Origin of the sequence: Shewanella algidipiscicola (genome assembly GCF_003605125.1) — a bacterium.
GTDB lineage: Bacteria > Pseudomonadota > Gammaproteobacteria > Enterobacterales > Shewanellaceae > Shewanella > Shewanella algidipiscicola.
In genome coordinates, this window is the sequence record NZ_QPQT01000003.1 from 289,878 (window position 1) to 309,648 (window position 19,771).

At 48.0% G+C, this 19,771-nt stretch carries 20 protein-coding genes; 15 read left to right on the plus strand and 5 right to left on the minus strand.

All coding sequences use genetic code 11. The annotated features are described in order from the left end of the window. The 9 genes from rfbC to DVO77_RS04995 all read left to right on the plus strand — a co-directional run bounded on the left by rfbC (window position 1) and on the right by DVO77_RS04995 (window position 8,809). Entirely contained in the window at window positions 1-555 is a 555-nt protein-coding gene (gene rfbC, locus DVO77_RS04955; RefSeq protein WP_119977559.1) for a dTDP-4-dehydrorhamnose 3,5-epimerase, read from the plus strand. 273 nt (window positions 556-828) lie between these two features. Next, window positions 829-1,575, plus strand: coding sequence for a phosphatase (locus tag DVO77_RS04960; RefSeq protein ID WP_110456305.1), 747 nt, complete (start codon window positions 829-831; stop codon window positions 1,573-1,575). A gap of 616 nt (window positions 1,576-2,191) precedes the next feature. Then, on the plus strand, window positions 2,192-3,097 hold the full coding sequence (cysD, locus tag DVO77_RS04965; protein ID WP_119977560.1) for a sulfate adenylyltransferase subunit CysD: 906 nt from the start codon (window positions 2,192-2,194) through the stop codon (window positions 3,095-3,097). A 66-nt stretch (window positions 3,098-3,163) separates the two neighbouring features. After that, window positions 3,164-4,573 carry a sulfate adenylyltransferase subunit CysN gene (gene cysN / locus DVO77_RS04970; protein ID WP_119977561.1) on the plus strand — a complete coding sequence of 470 codons (1,410 nt, stop codon included), beginning with the start codon at window positions 3,164-3,166 and terminating at the stop codon, window positions 4,571-4,573. 162 nt (window positions 4,574-4,735) lie between these two features. Next, on the plus strand, window positions 4,736-5,371 hold the full coding sequence (gene cysC / locus DVO77_RS04975) for an adenylyl-sulfate kinase (RefSeq protein ID WP_119977562.1): 636 nt from the start codon (window positions 4,736-4,738) through the stop codon (window positions 5,369-5,371). 58 nt (window positions 5,372-5,429) lie between these two features. Continuing rightward, window positions 5,430-6,224, plus strand: a complete 795-nt coding sequence (gene cysQ, locus DVO77_RS04980; RefSeq protein ID WP_119977563.1) for a 3'(2'),5'-bisphosphate nucleotidase CysQ — start codon at window positions 5,430-5,432, stop codon at window positions 6,222-6,224. Window positions 6,225-6,253: 29 nt separating this feature from the next. Further along, window positions 6,254-7,159: a fructokinase gene (mak, locus tag DVO77_RS04985; protein WP_110456300.1), complete on the plus strand. Its 906-nt coding sequence runs from the start codon at window positions 6,254-6,256 to the stop codon at window positions 7,157-7,159. A 93-nt stretch (window positions 7,160-7,252) separates the two neighbouring features. Next, on the plus strand, window positions 7,253-7,999 hold the full coding sequence (locus tag DVO77_RS04990) for an ElyC/SanA/YdcF family protein (RefSeq protein WP_119977564.1): 747 nt from the start codon (window positions 7,253-7,255) through the stop codon (window positions 7,997-7,999). Window positions 8,000-8,134: 135 nt separating this feature from the next. Beyond that, complete coding sequence (locus tag DVO77_RS04995; protein ID WP_249038104.1) at window positions 8,135-8,809, plus strand: DUF2982 domain-containing protein; 675 nt, start codon at window positions 8,135-8,137, stop codon at window positions 8,807-8,809. Between the two features lie 89 nt (window positions 8,810-8,898). On the opposite strand, the gene DVO77_RS05000 is transcribed toward DVO77_RS04995, so the two are convergent. The 4 genes from DVO77_RS05000 to galU form a co-directional block, all read right to left on the minus strand. Then, entirely contained in the window at window positions 8,899-9,318 is a 420-nt protein-coding gene (locus DVO77_RS05000; RefSeq protein WP_119977565.1) for a bactofilin family protein, read from the minus strand. Window positions 9,319-9,416: 98 nt separating this feature from the next. Beyond that, window positions 9,417-9,908, minus strand: a complete 492-nt coding sequence (gene napF, locus DVO77_RS05005) for a ferredoxin-type protein NapF (RefSeq protein ID WP_119977566.1) — start codon at window positions 9,906-9,908, stop codon at window positions 9,417-9,419. A gap of 77 nt (window positions 9,909-9,985) precedes the next feature. Then, entirely contained in the window at window positions 9,986-10,999 is a 1,014-nt protein-coding gene (gene galE, locus DVO77_RS05010; RefSeq protein ID WP_119977567.1) for a UDP-glucose 4-epimerase GalE, read from the minus strand. Further along, a complete protein-coding gene (gene galU, locus DVO77_RS05015) occupies window positions 10,996-11,919 on the minus strand; it encodes a UTP--glucose-1-phosphate uridylyltransferase GalU (protein WP_110456295.1) in 924 nt (307 codons plus the stop codon). Before galU ends, galE begins: the two co-directional genes overlap by 4 nt. 295 nt (window positions 11,920-12,214) lie before the next feature. Between galU and phhA the strand changes: the two genes are divergently transcribed. From phhA to maiA, 5 genes are all read left to right on the plus strand, one after another. Then, entirely contained in the window at window positions 12,215-13,012 is a 798-nt protein-coding gene (gene phhA, locus DVO77_RS05020) for a phenylalanine 4-monooxygenase (RefSeq protein WP_119977568.1), read from the plus strand. Between the two features lie 40 nt (window positions 13,013-13,052). Continuing rightward, on the plus strand, window positions 13,053-13,391 hold the full coding sequence (locus tag DVO77_RS05025) for a 4a-hydroxytetrahydrobiopterin dehydratase (protein ID WP_119977569.1): 339 nt from the start codon (window positions 13,053-13,055) through the stop codon (window positions 13,389-13,391). Window positions 13,392-13,621: 230 nt separating this feature from the next. Next, window positions 13,622-15,166: a transcriptional regulator TyrR gene (gene tyrR, locus DVO77_RS05030; RefSeq protein WP_110456292.1), complete on the plus strand. Its 1,545-nt coding sequence runs from the start codon at window positions 13,622-13,624 to the stop codon at window positions 15,164-15,166. 207 nt (window positions 15,167-15,373) lie between these two features. Continuing rightward, window positions 15,374-16,360, plus strand: coding sequence for a fumarylacetoacetate hydrolase family protein (locus DVO77_RS05035; protein WP_119977570.1), 987 nt, complete (start codon window positions 15,374-15,376; stop codon window positions 16,358-16,360). A gap of 80 nt (window positions 16,361-16,440) precedes the next feature. Next, complete coding sequence (maiA, locus tag DVO77_RS05040) at window positions 16,441-17,085, plus strand: maleylacetoacetate isomerase (protein ID WP_119977571.1); 645 nt, start codon at window positions 16,441-16,443, stop codon at window positions 17,083-17,085. 57 nt (window positions 17,086-17,142) lie between these two features. Here maiA and DVO77_RS05045 read toward each other — a convergent pair whose 3' ends face one another. Then, entirely contained in the window at window positions 17,143-18,033 is an 891-nt protein-coding gene (locus DVO77_RS05045; protein WP_110456288.1) for a LysR family transcriptional regulator, read from the minus strand. A 520-nt stretch (window positions 18,034-18,553) separates the two neighbouring features. Here DVO77_RS05045 and DVO77_RS05050 point away from each other — a divergent pair. Next, entirely contained in the window at window positions 18,554-19,771 is a 1,218-nt protein-coding gene (locus DVO77_RS05050; protein WP_119977572.1) for an MFS transporter, read from the plus strand.

The window sequence follows — 19,771 nt, forward strand, 5'->3', positions numbered from 1 at the left end:
ATGAAGGTTATTGATACAGCGATCCCAGATGTGAAAATTATCGAGCCGACGGTATTTGGTGATGAACGTGGTTTCTTTATGGAAACCTGGCATCAACAGAAATTTGAACTGTTAGTCACAGGTAAACCAACTTCTTTTGTGCAAGATAACCATTCGAAGTCCAAAAAAGGAATTTTGCGTGGTCTGCATTACCAAACTGAAAATACTCAAGGAAAGTTAGTACGTGTCATATCGGGTGAGGTGTTCGATGTCGCGGTTGATATTCGTAAAGGCTCACCAACGTTTGGCCAATGGGTAGGGGAATATCTATCGGCTGACAATAAACGGCAACACTGGGTACCTGAAGGGTTCGCCCACGGCTTTTATGTCATCAGTGACGAGGCGGAGTTTGTCTATAAATGCACTAACTTTTATCATCCTGAGAGTGAAATTTCGATAGCTTGGAATGATGCAGACATTGGCATAACCTGGCCTATGAATGCAGAAGCCCCGACTCTCTCGAGTAAAGATACTACGGCAATGAGCCTACAAGCATATATAGAGGCGCATTGTTAGTGTGGATTACTTTAGGGTGCCATCGATAAATTGATCACAGATAAGCGTGTTATCGATGCCTTAATGCTGCAGTTTTTGCCGATCCTAAATTAAGGCTCAAGATGTGTCTTAACCCTGAGATCACGGCGTAATCGCAGGGGGGCAGAGACTTACACATTAAAAATCATGACTGCACAGAGATTGCATGATGGGTCTTTAAGGTTACATAGAGAAAGTGTGCTTAACATAGTAAACTGGATGCCAACTTTTTCGACTCAGGAAATGAGGCTTATCATGAAATTTCTCGTTGATGTTCATGCGCATACCATCGCCTCCACTCACGCCTATAGCACAATACACGATTACCTTAGCGTGGCGAAAGAAAAGGGCATTAAGCTGTTTGCCATTACCGACCATGGCCCAGATATGGCCGATGCGCCGCACTTTTGGCACTTTGTGAATATGCGCGTGTTACCTAGGATGGTTGATGGTATTGGTGTGCTGCGCGGTATCGAAGCCAATATCAAAAACGAACAGGGTGAAATTGACTTTTTTGGTGAATATTTACAAGAGCTGGATATCGTACTGGCAGGTTTCCATGAGCCCGTTTTCCCACCTTCGACTAAAGAGGCCCACACCCGGGCACTGCTCAACACCATTGAAAGTGGTCATGTCGACATTATTAGCCATCCTGGTAATCCGGCTTATCCCATTGACATTAAGCGTGTCGCTGAGGCCGCTGCGGCCCATAACGTGGCGCTGGAGATCAATAACTCCTCTTTTTTGACATCCAGAAAAGGCAGTGTAAATAACTGCACTGAGATTGCCAGAGCGGTAAAAGCGGCTGGAGGACTCCTAGTGATGGGCTCTGACTCCCATGTTGCTTTTAGCTTAGGGGGCTTTGATAAGGCGATAGACATTATTGAGGCGGTGGCATTTCCAATGGAGCGCTTACTCAATCGTAGCCCCGAAGCGTTATTGTGTTTTCTTTCTGCAAGAGGGCATAAGTCGCTCGATGAATACGCTGTGTTAATCGAATGATATCTCTATCTCGCGTCTTAACTCCTTGTTAAGTCGCGACCTCGTTTGCTTCCCTTAAAACGGTGCAGGCTTGGGGACTCAAACGCTATGAGGGCTAGCGGGTGGCGATGATGCTTTTATCGCTGCTTGTCGCGAGTTTGTGAGCGCTAACATCAACAGAAATAGGCTGAATTTTAGCATATGCTATGGCAGTGTGCTTCATGTCAGCTGATGATTTTACCCATTAAGAATGGTCCTCTCTTTTATTTAATGTTGATGACAATCTCTTCGTTAAACCTAACCCCTTATTGCGAGCTAGAGGGCTAAGTGTCTGGGTCTGTGCTGCAACTTAAGCAATACTTTTACATCTGTCGATACGGTGGTATATCACGCACTTCTCTGGCCATTTCTGCTGTTGTTTACATTCCTCTCTTTCACTTTTAGCACTTCTTATTTCTTTTTGGTATAGATAAATTAATATTTATAACTTCTAAAACATATTGGTGCTGTTATCATCTTCTCAATGCCATCATCTGGTTAGCCTATCGGTGTTTTTTGCTTGTGCATAAACGAGCCTGTGGATAGGTGATAACACTAATTAGCCAATTGATATTATTAATATTATACGGAAGCCGATATGTCTACAGCGCAAACTCATTTGAAACAACTCGAAGCAGAATCGATTCAGATCATGCGTGAAGTGGCCGCAGAATTTGATAACCCAGTGATGTTATATTCTGTTGGTAAAGACTCTTCAGTATTACTGCATTTGGCCCGTAAAGCCTTCTATCCCGGTAAGATCCCGTTTCCTTTAATGCACATCGATACTCACTGGAAGTTTAAAGAGATGATTGCATTTCGTGATCTGATGGCGAAAAAGTATGGTTTCGACTTGATAGTGCATAAAAATCCGCGCGGATTAGCCATGAATATCTCTCCCTTTACCCACGGCAGTGCCAAGCATACCGACATCATGAAAACCGAAGGATTGAAGCAGGCACTTGATATGCATGGCTTTGATGCGGCCTTTGGCGGTGCTCGTCGTGATGAAGAGAAATCACGTGCTAAAGAGCGTGTTTATTCGTTTCGTGACAGTAAGCATCGCTGGGATCCTAAAAATCAACGCCCCGAATTATGGAACATCTACAATGGCAAGGTCGATAAAGGCGAAAGTATTCGTGTGTTCCCCTTGTCCAATTGGACTGAGTTAGATATCTGGCAATACATTTACCTTGAAGGCATTGATATTCCGTCTCTTTATTTAGCCGAGCCTCGTCCTGTGGTGAAGCGTGATGGCACGCTGATCATGGTTGATGATGAACGTATGGCACTCGAGCTCGGTGAAACAGTTGAGCACAAAATGGTGCGCTTTAGAACGTTAGGCTGTTACCCGCTCACCGGCGCTGTGGAGTCGAATGCGACCACCTTGCCTGAAATCATTCAAGAGATGTTGCTGTGCACCACCTCGGAGCGCCAAGGGCGAGTGATCGACAACGACTCTGCCGGCTCGATGGAAAAGAAAAAGATGGAAGGTTACTTTTAGGCTGCCGCTCCACAACCGTATAAATGCCTTAAGTGTGCCGTTCACCTACAGAATATGAGAAAGACCATGACAACAGAACAGACGTTATTGCAAACCGATATTGAATCCTATCTTAAGCTGCATGAAAACAAAGATATGTTGCGTATCTTGACCTGTGGCAGTGTGGATGACGGTAAGTCGACCCTCATCGGTCGCCTGTTGTTCGATAGTAAGATGATTTTTGAAGATCAGATGGCGGCCATTGAAAAAGACTCTAAGCGTTTTAATACCACAGACGATGCGTTTGATCTGGCGTTGCTGGTCGATGGCTTGCAATCTGAGCGTGAGCAGGGGATCACCATTGACGTGGCCTATCGCTATTTTGCCACCGAGCAGCGTAAGTTCATCATTGCTGACACCCCTGGCCATGAGCAATATACCCGCAATATGGCGACCGGGGCCTCGACTTCGGACTTAGCCATTATTCTTATCGATGCTCGCCACGGCGTGCAGGTGCAGACGCGGCGCCACAGTTATATTTGCTCGCAGCTTGGCATTAAACACGTGATCATTGCTATCAATAAGATGGACGCCGTGGGGTACGACCAAAGTGTGTATCAAGGCATTAAAAAAGCTTACCGTGAATTTACCCAAGACTTGGCGTTTACGGATGTGCGTTTTGTGCCGATCTCGGCATTAAAAGGCGATAACGTGGTCAATGAAAGCAGCCATATGTCTTGGTACCCAGGCTCTACCTTGCTCAAACTGCTCAATACTGTGTCGGTTGAGCAGGATAAGAGCGACTCATTTCGTTTCCAAGTGCAGTATGTCAATCGGCCTAATCTGGACTTTAGGGGATTTTGCGGCACCTTGGCGTCGGGCGACATTCGCGTGGGTGACACCATTGCCGCCTTGCCCTCTGGCAAAGAAAGTTGCATCAAATCGATTGTGACTTTTGACGGAGCGCTAGACAAAGCCGTGGCGGGTCAAGCGGTAACCTTAACCCTAACCGATGAAATTGATGTTAGTCGCGGCGATATGTTGGTGCGTCCACATGACAAACCCAGCTCAAGCGCACATTTTGAAGCCGATGTGGTGTGGATGACCGAAGAGCCGCTGTGTGTGGATCGTGAATATGCTATTAAATTAGGCAGTAAGTCGGTATACGGCTTTGCCGATGCGATTAATTATAAGGTCGATATTAATAATTTGACTCAACATCCGGCGCAGCAGTTAGCACTTAATGAGATGGGTAACTGCCATTTTTCACTGACAGAGCCGGTGCAGTTTGATGCCTATGACGATAACCGTGATACCGGGGCGTTTATCATTATCGACCGATTAACCAATGTCACGGTCGGTGCCGGAATGATCCGCAAGGCGATTGATGCCGCTAAGGGCAACAAGCGTGCGATCTCCGAGTTTGAACTTGAGATGAATGCCTTAGTGCGTAAACACTTTCCGCATTGGGGGGTTAAAGATATATCCAAGGCTTAAGAGGCGTTGTCAACATCGGCCAGTGCAGGTATTTGGCATGACTTTACGCGTGCTGCTGTGAGTCATAAAAGATAAGCGCTAAATTAACAGTAGAAGGCTAGGTTATGGGTTGTTAACACCTAGAACTTAAAAAATAATACTTTGTCTTATAAAGGAAAGTCGATGTCACCCTATAAAACCCTACAGAGTGAAGATAAATCCACCGATGTGGTATGGCATCAGGCTAGCGTGTCGCATCAAGATCGCGTGGCGGCCAAGGGGCATCAGGCGGCGGTATTATGGTTTACAGGCCTCAGTGGCTCAGGTAAATCAACGCTGGCCAATGCGGTCGATAAGATGCTGCATGAGCGAGGCGCCAGTACCTATGTGCTTGACGGTGATAATGTTCGCCACGGTCTCAATGGTGATTTAGGCTTTGCTGATAGCGACAGAGTTGAAAATATCCGCCGCATTGGTGAAGTCGCTAAGCTGTTTGTCGATGCGGGCTTAGTCGTGTCGACGGCATTTATCTCGCCCTTTCGTGCTGACAGAGCCATGGTGCGCGGTTTACTTAACGACAAGCAATTTATTGAGGTGTTTGTTGATACTCCGCTTGAGGTCTGTGAGCGGCGCGATCCCAAAGGGCTATACAAGCTGGCACGCGCCGGCGAGATTAAACACTTTACTGGTATTGACTCGGCTTATGAGGCGCCCAGTTCACCTCATCTTCGTCTCGATACCGCGCGCCACAATGTGCAGCAATGTGCTCAGCAAGTGATTGATTACTTAATCGCACAACAGATCATCAGTGCAGGTTAGACACGGCAAATTGTATGGCACACTCATCTTTTTCGCGCCACAACAGAGGTAGAGCAGCTTGACGACACCCTTTAATCCCACTTGGTTACCCCAGGTTGTCGCCATTGCCCAGCAGGCTGGCGAGGCGATTATGGCGATTTACGCGCAAGAGACGTTTGCCGTCGCGGCAAAATCAGATGACAGCCCAGTGACGGCGGCCGATATGGCGAGCCACCATGTGATTGTCGATGCGCTTGCTAAATTAACTCCCAATATTCCTGTGATGTCGGAAGAGGCTGCCGATATCCCATGGGCTACGCGTCGCCAATGGTCGCAATACTGGTTGATTGACCCGCTCGATGGCACGAAAGAGTTTATTAAGCGAAATGGTGAATTTACCGTCAACATCGCCTTTATCGACCATCATCAAGCCGTGGCGGGAGTGGTCTATGCCCCGGTATTAGCAAAGTGCTATTACGGCGCCAAAGGCCTTGGCGCTTGGTTGTCTCAGGGCGGCGAGCTGGTTGATTTAGCATCGCAGGTACCACCTGTGCCCAAGGTGCCTCGGGTGGTGGGAAGCCGCTCGCATGTGAGCCCCGGGCTGGCGGATTATCTCGCCTCGCTTGGGCCCCATACCTTGTTAAGTATCGGTAGTTCATTGAAATTTTGCATGTTAGCCGAGGGCGCAGCAGAGATCTATCCCCGTTTAGGGTTAACCAGCGAGTGGGACACCGCAGCGGCTCAGGCGGTGCTTGAAAGCGCGGGCGGCGCGGTGATCAATCATGCTACGGGTTTGCCCTTGGCTTATAACCAAAAAGAGACAATATTAAATCCCTATTTTATTGCCACTGCTAAACATTGGCAGATAAACTGATCCATCAAGTTATCCAGTGGAGTGTAAACATGTTGCGGATCGGGGTTGATTTAGGCGGCACTAAAATTGAGCTGGTGGCCTTAAATGAGCAGGGCATGGAGCAATTTCGAAAGCGAGTGGCTACGCCTGCTAACTATGTCGCTACCCTCAATACCATTGTGTCGTTAGTCAATGAGGCAGAGGCGCAACTGGGGCAAACGGCCACGGTTGGGGTCGGGATCCCTGGGGTTATTTCTCCTTTTTCAGGCTTAGTTAAAAATGCCAATTCGACTTGGATCAACGGCCAGCCGTTAGACCTTGACCTAAGTGAGCGCTTAGGGCGTGAGGTGCGGGTGGCTAATGATGCCAACTGCTTTGCCATTTCAGAGGCAATCGATGGCGCGGCCGCGGGGAAGGTGATGGTCTTTGGGGTGATTATTGGCACCGGGTGTGGTGCTGGTATTGCTATCAATGGCAAGATCCATGGCGGCGGTAATGGCATCGGCGGCGAGTGGGGTCATAATCCTTTGCCTTGGATGACGGCAGATGAATTTAATTCCACCGCGTGTTTTTGCGGAAACAAAGATTGTATCGAAACCTTTATATCAGGCACTGGTTTTGTGCGTGACTATAACCACAGCCTAGCTCCTCATCAGCAAGGTAGCGTGTCTAGCGCTGTTGAGGTGATGGCGTTAGTCAGCCAAGGTGATGCGCAGGCCCAGGCCTGTTTTGAGCGCTATATCGACAGGCTTGCCCGCAGTTTGGCCCATGTGATCAATATTCTTGACCCAGATATCATAGTGTTAGGCGGAGGCATGTCCAATGTCAGTGCCATCTATCCTCGGCTGCCGGACTTATTACCCCGCTATGTATTAGGCGGCGAATGCCGCACGACAGTGGTGCAAAATTTATATGGTTGTTCATCAGGTGTACGCGGCGCCGCTTGGCTTTGGTGATAAGTGAGTGTCAATAAACCACGCTAGCGTTTGGTATTGCACATCGCTTCAGTTAAACTTGCGCGACGCTAATATTGAGAGGCAAGGATAGCCATGTTCTGGATAAAAAAAATCATCTCGCAGCTGCTGATGCCTGTGCCGTTAACCCTCATCCTGTTGCTTATTGCGATTATGATATTAAGGCGGCGTAAACTGGTTAAGTCCTTAATGGTAAGTGCGTGCTTACTGCTGTTATTTTGCAGCAGTCAGTGGGGCAGCTATTGGATGGCTTCATCGCTTGAGTCGCAATATGCGGTGAATAATCAAGCCATGGGGGCAGGCTGCGTGGTGATGGTGCTTGGCAGTGCCCATGATTCAACCATTAATGCCAGCGCTACTCAACAGTTGTCTGCCACCGCCTTGGCCCGTTTAACCGAAGGGGTGCGTCAATTAACATTAGGCCCCAATTGTCAGTTGGTCGTAAGCGGTTGGAGGGGAGGCGATGAGGTAGCGCAAGCCCAAGTAATGGCACAGGCGGCGATTGAACTTGGGGTTGATGCTGCACGTATTATTCGTTTGCCGCTGGCTAAAGACACGCTCGAAGAGGCGCAGCATCTTCAGTGGGAGATTGGCAATGTGCCATTTCGCTTGGTGACCTCTGCGACCCATTTACCGCGGGCGATGCAGATTTTTACCCAAGCGGGGACTCAGCCACAGCCCGCACCCGCAAATTTTATTGCTCGTCGAGGTTATGTCTGGCAGTTTGATGCCAAAAATCTGCTGATTTCTCAGCGGGCTATTCATGAATATCTGGGGTTGTTGTGGCTTAAGATTAAATCTGCTGTTGCAGGTGACGTCTAGGTTATTGAGCCTTGCAGGGGCTTGGCAATTACCTACTGGCAGTAATATGGGCAGCCATAACAGTGGCTGTGATAAATCGTTTTAATTTTCAGTTTGTTGCCTCGATGGCACACTGAATGGTAGTGAGAGCAATAGGTGCAAGAATCAATCGTTATTCGTGCGGTATCGAAACGCAATGGCTGGAGTTTTACTCTGATAGGCACTATCGCGTTAGTGGGCGCAATAGTGATGTTTATTGTATCGAGTTCGTTAATGGGGCTGGGGCTCGCCTGTTTTGTATTTGGCGCCATTTTTACTGTGCTTGGGGTGGCGAAATTAATGCAGCCAGAGGTGAGTGTCGAACTGCGCCCACAAGGTTTGGTCTATCATCACCATCGTGGCAGCATCTATTTGGAGTGGGACAATATTCAGCGTTTAGATATGCCACGAAACGTTCAAGGCTTTGATAATCAAGAGTTGCCCTATATTGGGGTTAGATTAAAACGCTTATCACCGCTTATCGATGATATTCCGATACGTTTAGCAACGGGGTTACTAACAGAGCAGCGGCCATTATTAATGTCATCGTTGACCTTAGATGGCGAGCTGGCCGATTTAGAGCGTTATCTTAATTCTGAGTTTTCGCCGTTAACCCTAGAGGGTAAAGCCTATAAAGGCGTGCAGGCGATGTTTTCACGTCGATGTGAGCAGCTCAATAGCCAGTTTGGCTATCATGTTTATATTCCTGTGGATTGTTTAGATAGAGAGCCGCGCGATTTTTTAGTTTTAATAAGGGATTATAAACAACGCATGCTGGTTACGCAGCCATAGCTTAAGTGTTAGCCCCGATGGTATCATCGAGCGTCAAGGCTCGGCGCCGTAAAGCACATTTGGCGCCTTGGTGATAACGTTTAAAGCCGTTAGTTAACCAGCTCTGGCTCGCCATGATGGCTGTTGTGCTCGGCAGGTGCTTGGGGTTGCATCTGCTCATTGGATAGTAAGGCAATCTCTTCTCTAACCCGGACACCGATAAACTGGCCGCCGGAAAAAATCTCCATCGAGTTACACGCTATCTCGCCTTCCACAGTCCCCGTACTGGTGATGTTAAGCTTTTCGCACTTCAGTTTACCCTTAAACAGGCCGGAGACCTTTAACTCCTTGCACTGTAGCTCGCCATTAATATAACCATCGGCTTCGATCGTAATTTTATCCTGTGCGCTGACTTTGCCGTGCAGTTCTCCACCGATCAGTGCTTCACCTGTAAAGTGGCTTTCACCGCAAACTTTGGTGCCTTGTGCAATAAAAGTTAGGCCAGCGTTACTGTTTTTTCGTTTAAACATAATGGTCACTATTGTTACGATTCTGGCTTGATAGTACCCGTTAAATCCCACGAGTAAAACCACTAATATTTGGCGCAGAGTGTCAGTTTTTTGGCAAGCTAGCGGGGCTCTTTAGCGGTGATGGATATCGACTGGCTAGGGCAGGGCGAGACACAAGCACCGCAGCCTGTGCAGCTATCAAGCATGATGGCAGGTTGCGGAGCGCAGCCAATGGCAGGGGTAAAGGTAATTGCGCGTGCATCACAGGCATCTTTGCAGGCTTGGCACCAGATGCCACTGAGTGCCAGGCAGCTGTTATCTATTACGGCGCGCAGTTGCCAAGGCTCTTGCTGGGGGTCGTTAAAGAGAGGCTCTTTGCAGGCACTGACGCATTTGGTGCAAAAGGTGCACTCAGCCTGACTAAAATTGATTTCAGGAAAGCCGCCGTCACCGCGAAATATAATCGCCGTTTCGCACGCCTCAATACACAGATTGCAGCGCGTACAGATATCGGTAAATTCAATATCGGTGCGGCTCCATGGCGGGCGTATTGCCTGTTGAGCACGGCGGTTAAACAGCCTGCGTCGGCTTTGATCCATGGTGTTATTCATGCTGTTAGGCTCCTATACCTGAGATTGTTGAGCACTTAGGCGCTCAACAATCTGAGCTAGCTTTAATGATAGCCCGGCTAGTCATGGTAACCGTTAGGGTTGTTTGATTGCCAGTGCCAGCTGCTGTTGGCCATATCTTCGATGCTATGCGTCGCTTGCCAGTTGAGTGCGGTTTGCGCCTTGATGGGATCGGCGTAACAGGCGGCAATATCGCCGGGTCGACGCGGCGATATTTGATATGGGATACTGTGGCCGCAGGCTTTTTCAAAGGCCTTAACCATGTCCAATACGCTATAACCTTGGCCTGTGCCTAAGTTATAGGTGACTAAGCCGCAGCCGCTATTGAGTTTCTCTAGCGCTTTCAAATGGCCTAGAGCTAAGTCGACGACATGAATATAGTCACGCACACCGGTGCCATCATGGGTGTCATAATCATCGCCAAATACACTCAAAAATGCCCGCTTACCCACGGCAACTTGAGCGATAAAGGGCATTAAATTATTGGGGATATCGTTAGGGTCTTCCCCTATTAGTCCGCTAGCGTGGGCGCCAACCGGATTGAAGTAACGCAAGCGTGCAATATTCCAGCTAGGATCAGAGTGATACAGATCGCTTAAGATATGTTCAACCATCAGTTTAGATTGACCATAAGGGTTGGTTGCGCCTGTCGGAAAGTCTTCGGTGATCGGCAGTGAAGCGGGGTCGCCATAAACGGTTGCCGATGAGCTAAAGACTAATTTTTTAACATTAAAATCGGCCATCACTTCACACAACACTAAGGTGCCTGTGACATTGTTTTCATAGTAACGCAGTGGTTGCGCGACCGATTCTCCGACCGCTTTTAGCCCTGCAAAATGGATCACTGCAGTAATTTGGTGATCGGTAAAGACTTTGTGTAAAAAGGCTTTGTTGAGCACATCGCCTTGATAAAAGGTGATCTGCTTTTGGGTAATACGCTCGACGCGTGCTAAGGCCTCGACGCTCGCGTTAGATAAATTATCGATAACGACAACATCTTGATTATCATTGAGTAATTCAACTAGCGTATGGCTGCCAATATAGCCTGCGCCGCCCGTTACTAAAATGGTCATTGATCATTGTCCTGTGGTAATGCGGCAACCAGTGTCTTGAGGTATTGGGTAAACTCTGGGCCTATTTCTCGGTGGCGCAGCGCATGTTCGACACACGCTTGCATATAGCCCTGTTTGTTGCCGCAATCGTGGCTTTTACCTTTCATGTAATAGGCATTAACGGTTTGTTTTTCCATCAGCATCGCTATGGCATCAGTGAGTTGGATCTCATCGCCAGCGCCAGCAGGTGTTTTCGACAGTAATGGCCAGATCTCGCGCGGCAGAATATAGCGGCCGACCACGGCTAGGTTTGACGGCGCCTCTGTCACATCGGGTTTCTCAACCAAGGCGTTGATGGGTTCAGATTGGCCTGGGGTTAAGGCGTGGCCATTGACATCGGCGATACCGTATTGGTCGACGCAGTGGGCCGGTACGCCCTCGACCATGATTTGTCCGGTTTCGGTGTCGTCAAACAAGTTAACCATGTCAGCGAGGTTATCACGGCGTACATCGCAGCTAAATTCATCGATGATCACATCGGGCAGCAGCACGGCAAAAGGCTCATCTCCTACCACTTTTTGTGCGCAGAGAATCGCGTGCCCCAGCCCCTTTGCTTGAGACTGACGCACACTGATCACAGTTACCCCCGCAGGGCAAATAGCCTGCACTTCAGCTAATAATTGTCTCTTTACCCGGCGTTCAAGCTGGGCTTCTAGCTCAAAGCTGGAGTCAAAGTGGTTCTCAATCGAGTTTTTACTGGCATGGGTGACCAGCACAATTTCATTAATGCCGGCGGCAATCGCTTCGTTAACGACATACTGTATCAACGGCCTGTCGACCACTGGCAACATCTCTTTGGGGATAGCTTTGGTGGCTGGAAGCATGCGGGTACCAAGACCTGCCACGGGGATCACTGCCTTACGGACTTTGTGCTGTTTCATCCTATTCCTAGATGTGGGGCGAGATTGGCCTTATTCTAATAAAAAACCTTCGAAAAGCCATTTTAAACTGCAGTAAAAAGACAATTATTGCCATTTTATGACGCTAATGCGCCGATTTCGTTACATCTCTTAGCTTATTGAAAATCTGTGGTTTTAATGTACAGACTCGCCGTGTTGTAAATTTTAGGTTACAAAAATGACTCGGGTATTGGGGAATTTTAAAGTGTGATCCAGTTAACAAATCATCGGTTTTCGTCAACTATGGAGGCAAGCGCAGTTAAGGGTTGTATTTATCATGAGCAAAGCGACAGCATATCAAGCCAAGTATCCCGACCGTCACGGTCATATCGATTATACCTCTTGCGAGCATGAAACATGGCAAGCCTTGTATCAACGTCAGCAAGACAATGTGCCGCGATATGCGTGCGATGCCTATTTAAATGGACTCAGTGAACTGGCTTTACCCAGTGAGCGAATTCCGCAATTGAGTGAAATAGATACTGTCTTGAGCCGCACGACAGGCTGGAAAACCGCGGCGGTGCCTGCATTAATCTCTTTCGAGCGGTTTTTTCAGTTGCTGGCTAATCAAGCGTTTCCTGTGGCGACCTTTATTCGCTCTAAAGAGGAGTTTGATTACCTGCAAGAACCCGATATCTTTCATGAGATTTTTGGCCACTGCCCGTTATTAACCAACCCCTCGTTTGCTCGTTTCTCTCATCAATACGGCAAGTTAGGCTTGGCTGCCTCGAAAGAGGAGCGGGTCTTTCTGGCACGTTTATATTGGTTTACGGTGGAGTTTGGCTTAATTAGGCAAGCGGATCACCAGCTTAAAATTTATGGTGGCGGGATTTTAAGTTCGCCAGGGGAAACCTTGTACGCCATGAGCGAAAAGCCGTTGGTAAAGCCTTTCGATCTCATTGATATATTGAGAACACCGTACCGTATCGATATTATGCAGCCGATATATTACACCATTGAATCAATAGACTATCTCGATGAAATTGTGAAGATGGATGTGATGTCGGCGGTCACTCAGGCGCGCCAACTCGGTTTACATGCGCCATTATTTGAGCCCAAAGCTAACGTCAGCTAGGCTGTGGATTAACCCTACTATCAAGATTTAAGGATGATATATGTCTGAATTAGCACAAATGAAGTGTGAAGCCTGTCAGGCCGATGCCCCTAAGGTGAGCGAGGCCGAGCTGGGAGAGTTACTCAAGATGATCCCTGATTGGAGCGTGCAGGTGCGTGACGGTATTATGCAGTTGGAGCGTGTGTATAAGTTTAAAAACTTTAAGTTGGCACTGGCCTTTACCAATAGGGTGGGCGAGCTTGCCGAATCTGAGTTTCATCACCCGGGGATCTTAACCGAGTGGGGCAAGGTAACTGTAACCTGGTGGTCACATTCCATTAAGGGGTTGCATCGTAACGATTTCATTATGGCTGCCAAGACAGACCAGTTGCTGGATTAAGTTAAAAATTATTGGGAATCAGCGTTATAAGTTTTTTATAGCGCTGTTTTATTTGATGAGTTCATTTTCCGCTGTAAACAAGTCTTGCCACTTATCGCAGAACATTCTAACGTATAGGCGTTTTATCGGCACCGGTATCGCCGCCCTTATTTTACCAGGGTGATGCGGGGCGGTCGCAAAGGATATTCCCAATAATGCAGTAATAAGAACAACAAAGGGACGATAATAGTATGCGCTTAGCGGTAAGTTGTATTGACCGTGTGGGTCTAGCAAAAGATATTTTGGTGGTGTTAGAGGGTTATGGGATTAACCTGTTTGCCATTGACGCCAGCAATCAAGGGTTTCTCTATCTCCAATTTGCTGAGGTGAAGTTTGATGTGCTCAGCGAATTACTGCCGTTAATCCGCAAGGTTGAAGGGGTCAGTGATGTGCGAACTGTCTCTTTTATGCCGTCAGAACAAGAACATTACGCGCTTAAAACTCTGCTTAAAACCCTGCCCGATTCGGTGTTCTCTCTCGATGTAAAAGGGCGCATCCGTATCGTTAATGAGTCGGCATTGATGACCCTGAACATGGGCGAGCATGAGGTCGTCGACGAGTCTCTTAACCATTGGGTACAAGGGTTTAATTTTTCCCGTTGGCTTAGCGAGCCACAGGTGCTTGCGCAGGCGACGCGGGTCAACATAGGTCAAAGTGAATACTTGGCCGAGATGCTGCCGATTTATCTGCCCGATGAGCAGGATAAAAGCATTCTTGCTGGCGCCGTGGTATCACTCAAGTCTCCGGCCCGTTTAGGTAAGCAATTTAACGCGCTGCAAAACCAGACCGCGGGCTTTGAAAACGTGCTGGCGGTCAGCGATAAAATGAAAGAGGTGTTGGTACAAGCCAGAAGGATGGCGCAGCTGGATGCTCCTTTGTTGATCACTGGTGAAACCGGCACGGGGAAAGAGTTAATGGCGCGCGCCTGTCACGATGCCAGTATGCGCCGCGAACATCCTTTTATTGCCATTAACTGTGCGGCTATGCCTGACAGTGCCGCCGAAGAGGAGCTGTTTGGTTATGTCAGTGGCGGCGAAGTGGTCAAACGCGGCTTTTTTGAAGAAGCCAAGGGCGGCACGGTTTTTTTAGATGAAGTGGCCGAAATGTCCAAGGCGGCGCAGGTGAAGTTGCTGCGCCTACTGCAAGATGGCACTTTTAGACGCGTGGGTGGCGATGTTGAGGTACGCTCCGATGTGCGTATTATCTGCTCGACCCAGAAAAACCTTGCTGAACTGTGTCAGAGCGGCGAATTTCGTGAAGATCTCTATTATCGAATTCATGTACTGAGTTTTCATCTGCCGAACCTGCGCGATCGTAAGGTGGATGTGATCCCACTCACCGAGATGTTTTTAGAGCATTATAGTCAGCAACTGTCTATCCCCATTCGCCGCATCTCGGCGCCGTGTCGTGAGCACCTGCTCAGTTATGCGTGGCCGGGCAATGTGCGTCAACTAAAGAATGCGATTTTCCGCGCAGTGTCTATGTGGGACGGGTCGGCCGAGTTAACGGTAGAGCAGCTTAAATTGCCCTCTTATGCGGAAGGTTTTGGCTATTTTGATCATGAGTTTGAAGGCAGCTTAGATGATGCCATGAAACAGTTTGAGGCTAATATCTTGAGGCGCCTTTATCCGGCTTACCCCAGTACGCGCCAATTGGCTAAAAAGCTGGGTATGTCCCATACCGCTATCGCCAATAAACTACGCGAATATAAGATCAGTAAACCCAAAGGCAGTTAAGAGGGGACTGTCATGCAAGTGTGGCACCCATTGTAACGCTGGGTTTACAACAACCAATCAGGGCTGTTTTAGTGTGATTTAGCTCACGCTATTTCTATCTGAGTGGGCTTAGGGTATTTGTATGCCCATACCGAATAATTAAGTACGCCAGAAAACGATGCGCGGCCAGTGCGGTGCCATCGCCAATAAGAATATTGAGGAGTAGCTATGAAGTTAGCGAGTTACAACAATGGCCGCCGTGACGGCCAGTTAATGCTGGTGAGTAAGGATTTAACCAAAACCGTTGTCGTGCCAGCCATCGCACATACCCTGCAGCAACTGCTTGATGCTTGGGACTTACTGCAGCCTCAGTTGCAAGAACTATATGAAGCGCTCAATAGTGGCATGCTTGATAATGCTATCGATTTTGATGAAGCCAAATGTCTGTCGCCCCTGCCTCGCGCCTATCAATGGGCCGATGCCAGTGCCTATGTTAATCATGTGGAATTAGTGCGCAAAGCCCGCGGGGCCGAGATGCCAGAAAGCTTTTGGACCGATCCCTTAGTGTATCAAGGTGGCTCAGACAGCTTTATAGCACCTAAGGCTGATATTGAGCTTGCAAGCGAAGAGTGGGGCATCGATTTTGAATCGGAAGTGGCGATTATCACCGACGATGTGCCTATGGGAGTCGATGTCAATGCTGCCGAAAAGCACATCAAGCTGATCATGTTGGTGAACGATGTCTCACTGCGTAATTTAATTCCGGCTGAATTGGCTAAAGGCTTTGGCTTTTTTCAATCGAAACCCTCAAGCAGTTTCTCACCTGTGGCGGTTACCCCTGATGAGCTTGGCGATAAGTGGCAAGATTCCAAGGTACATTTGCCCTTAATCACCCATCTCAATAACCAACTCTTTGGCCGCCCTAATTGTGGTGTGGATATGACATTTAATTTTAGTCAGTTGATTGCTCATTTTACCAAGACACGTCCCTTAGGGGCTGGGGCTATCATTGGCTCTGGTACTATCTCTAATTACGATCGCAGCGCTGGCTCGAGCTGCCTAGCAGAAACCCGTATGTTAGAAACCATTGCCGATGGTAAGCCATCGACCGAGTTTATGCATTTTGGCGACAGAGTGCGTATTGAAATGCTCGATGAGCATGAGCAATCGATATTTGGTGCTATCGATCAGCAGGTAGTCAAATACCAAGGGTAAATTGATCTGACGTGTAATACGGGGCGACAGCAATGCGCCCCGTTGTTATCGTCAGGGTTTATCGGCTTAGGGAGTGGAGCATGAAATTATTAGGTTATTGGCGCTCGAGCGCCGCTTATCGCGTGCGCATTGCACTGAATATAAAAGGTGTCGATGTTGAGCATCAATCGATACATTTAGTTAAAGCGGGCGGTGAGCAACATCAAGCCGATTACGCCGCATTGAATCCTCAGGAGTTAGTGCCAACCTTAATTGAGGGCGATGATGAGCTGGCGTTATCACAATCGCTGGCAATAATTGAATACCTCGATGAGGTTTATCCTGAGCCACCCCTCTTACCTCAAGATGTGAAAGATAAGGCCATAGTGCGCGCCATGGCACTGGCTATCGCCTGTGAAATCCACCCGCTTAATAATCTTAGAGTGTTGCAATATTTAAGTGGCCCAGCGGGACTTGATGAAGCGGCCAAATCGGCCTGGTATCACCATTGGATCCATAGCGGTTTTAGCGCGCTTGAAACCCAATTGGCAACCTATGCCGGGCGTTACTGTTTTGGCGATACTGTTACCTTGGCGGATCTGTGTTTAATCCCTCAGGTATATAACGCCAAGCGCTTTAACGTTGCATTGAGTGCTTATCCGCATATTGAGCGCATTTATGACAATTGCCTGCAGCTTGATGCGTTTATTCAGGCCTCTCCAGAGCAGCAAGCCGATGCATCGTAAGCTTCAAGGCTATTTTTGGCTTAGGAGGAAGGCATCGGGACTCGCAAAATCGCTCAGTTAACGATTAGACATCAGAAAATCGACAAAGGCACGGTCAGCAAGGCCGACGGGGCGCTCTTTGTTCCAAGCAATATGTAAATCTAAGTAGACCGCCGGTGAAAAGGGCCGCGCCAAAATATTATCCCGCGGTTCTATCACCATCTCTAGCACACTCGTGATGGCATAGCCTTGTGCCACCACCTGTTTAATCAAGTTGATCAAGTTGGTTTCAAAGGCAATGTTGGCCTCTAATCCTAGCTCTGTGGCTTGAGACAGCATCCACTCTCGATGAAAGTAACCGGGTTTGAACATCACCAATTCATGTTGAAAAAACTGCGTAAGATTGATGCTGTTTTGTTCTGCCAGTGGGTGATCTTCACCTAGGGCGACCACCATTTGTTCTCTCAACAGTAGGTGACTGTCGAAGTTGGCCTGCAGATCTTGGCCTGTGATGATGGCAATATCGACCTCTTCATTTTGCAGCATGCGCAAACTGTCGCGGGTACCGCCCTCAAATAATGACAGTTTCAAATCGGGGTAACGATGGCGAAAGGCCATTAAGCGCGAGGGTAAATAGTAAGAACCCAGCATGCCGGGCACCGCAATGCGCACTTCTCCCTTAGTCAGGTTCGCCATCGATTTGATGTGTGCCTCAGCTTGCTTAAGTTGTTTGATGATCAGGCAAGCGTGCTGATGTAGGGCGTTACCTTCGGCTGTGAGGGTCAAACGACTGCCATCTTGGCCACGATAATGTTTATTACGATTAATTAAGGTGACACCTAAATCGGTTTCCAATCGTTTAATGCTTTGACTCAGTGCCGGCTGGGCAATATTGAGTTGTTTTGCCGCTAAGGTAAAACTGCCTCTGGTGGCTAAGGCATCGAAATGTTTAAGCTGTTTGATATCCACATCATCGCTCGCTTGAGTTGGTTAGCTACTATTGTTGTTATCGCTAGGGCCTGTTGATCTTTGCTGATTGAATGTTGTTCGAGACAAAAACGTGTTAATCGAGGCGAGCGGATTGCAGCCTAGTCATCTAAGCAAAATTCACTTAACAAAGAGTAAAACGTTTTTAGCTGAACCCTTTGGGCAGCGTTTGTTGGGTATTTCTACTGCGTTCTCAGCTTTTTATGTAGAATAACTACACCACCAAGCTTCTGACTTGTATAAATACCCAACAATTCGCTGCAAAAACAACCTTGAAAGATCAGCAGGCCCTAGGATCGTTAGTCAGGTTATCTTGGAGCTTGCTCAATATTGCCTTGAATTCCAAATCACTCTTGGACTTAAGCACTCTTGGAATTAAACCGCCTGAGCTCAGACTTGTCCATAATAAAATAATATGGATGCAATCAAAATAATCTATTTTTGTTATGTTAGGGCTAATGCTAGCCTGTGTCTATCGAGACAATAGAGAAGCGCGTTATCCATGAGTCAACAACAACTGCAAATCCGGTTAATATGGGGGCTGTCCTTAGCCTCTGTGGTTGTGTATATCAATTTATATTTGGTGCAAGGCATGCTGCCACTCATTGCCAGCAGTTTTCAGGTATTACCCGCGCACGCCACATTACTACTGTCGGTGACCAGCTTCTCGTTAGCCTTTTCATTGCTGTTTTATGCCACCTTATCGGACAAAATTGGTCGCAGAAAGCCACTGTTGTGGAGTTTAGGGCTGCTAGTACTTGCCGATGTCATGTTGCTATTCGTGACAGAGTTTAGTGATTTGATTGCACTGCGGTTGATCCAAGGGGCTCTATTGGCGGCGGTGCCCGCCATTTCGATGGCCTATTTCAAAGACATGCTCGATAAGTCGGTTTTACTGAAAGCGGGAGCGGTTTACATTGCGGCCAACAGTTTGGGCGGTATTGCTGGGCGATTACTCGGCGGTGTCATGACCCAATACCTTAATTGGCAGCAGTCGATGTTATTACTGATAAGCATTACCGCCCTTGGCACCTTAGTCGTGATAGGGCTATTGCCTAATCGCGATAAAATTCGCGCCGAGCGTGGTGAGATTAAATTACGTTTTCAGCGCAGCGACGCCCAAGGATTTTGGCTACACCTTAGCGATAGCACCATGATTAAATTGTATCTACTGGGTGCCATGGCCTTTATGGTGATGGTCAATCAATTTAGTTATATTCAGCTGCACCTGATGCAAGCCCCCTTCAACTGGGGGCGTTTTGAGGTGACCTTGATTTTCCTCTGCTATTTGAGTGGCACTTATGCCTCGTTTCGCTCCGCTAAGTGGGTGAATAAATTAGGCCGCCAACCCTTATTTGTGTTGTCGACATTAATGATGTGTCTGGGAAGCATGGTGACCTTAGTCGATAGTAGTGAGGCGATTGTGGTTGGCTTTATCTTATCCAGTTTTGGGTTTTTCACTTTTCATAGTGTCTGTAATGCCTGGGTGGCCCAGCGCGCGCAGCAGCATAGAGCAAAAGCCACAGCCTTGTATCTGTGCAGTTACTATCTTGGTGCGGCGATAGGTGGCCCTTATCTATTACCTTTTTGGCAGCATTGGGGCTGGAATGGTGTAGTGGGCGGCAGTTTAGTGGTGCTATCGCTGGTGGCCGTGTTGGTATTGTATTTGGCACGCGCCCAGCGGCGCGCCCCCGCATCTTTGATTGATGTGGCAGGCTAG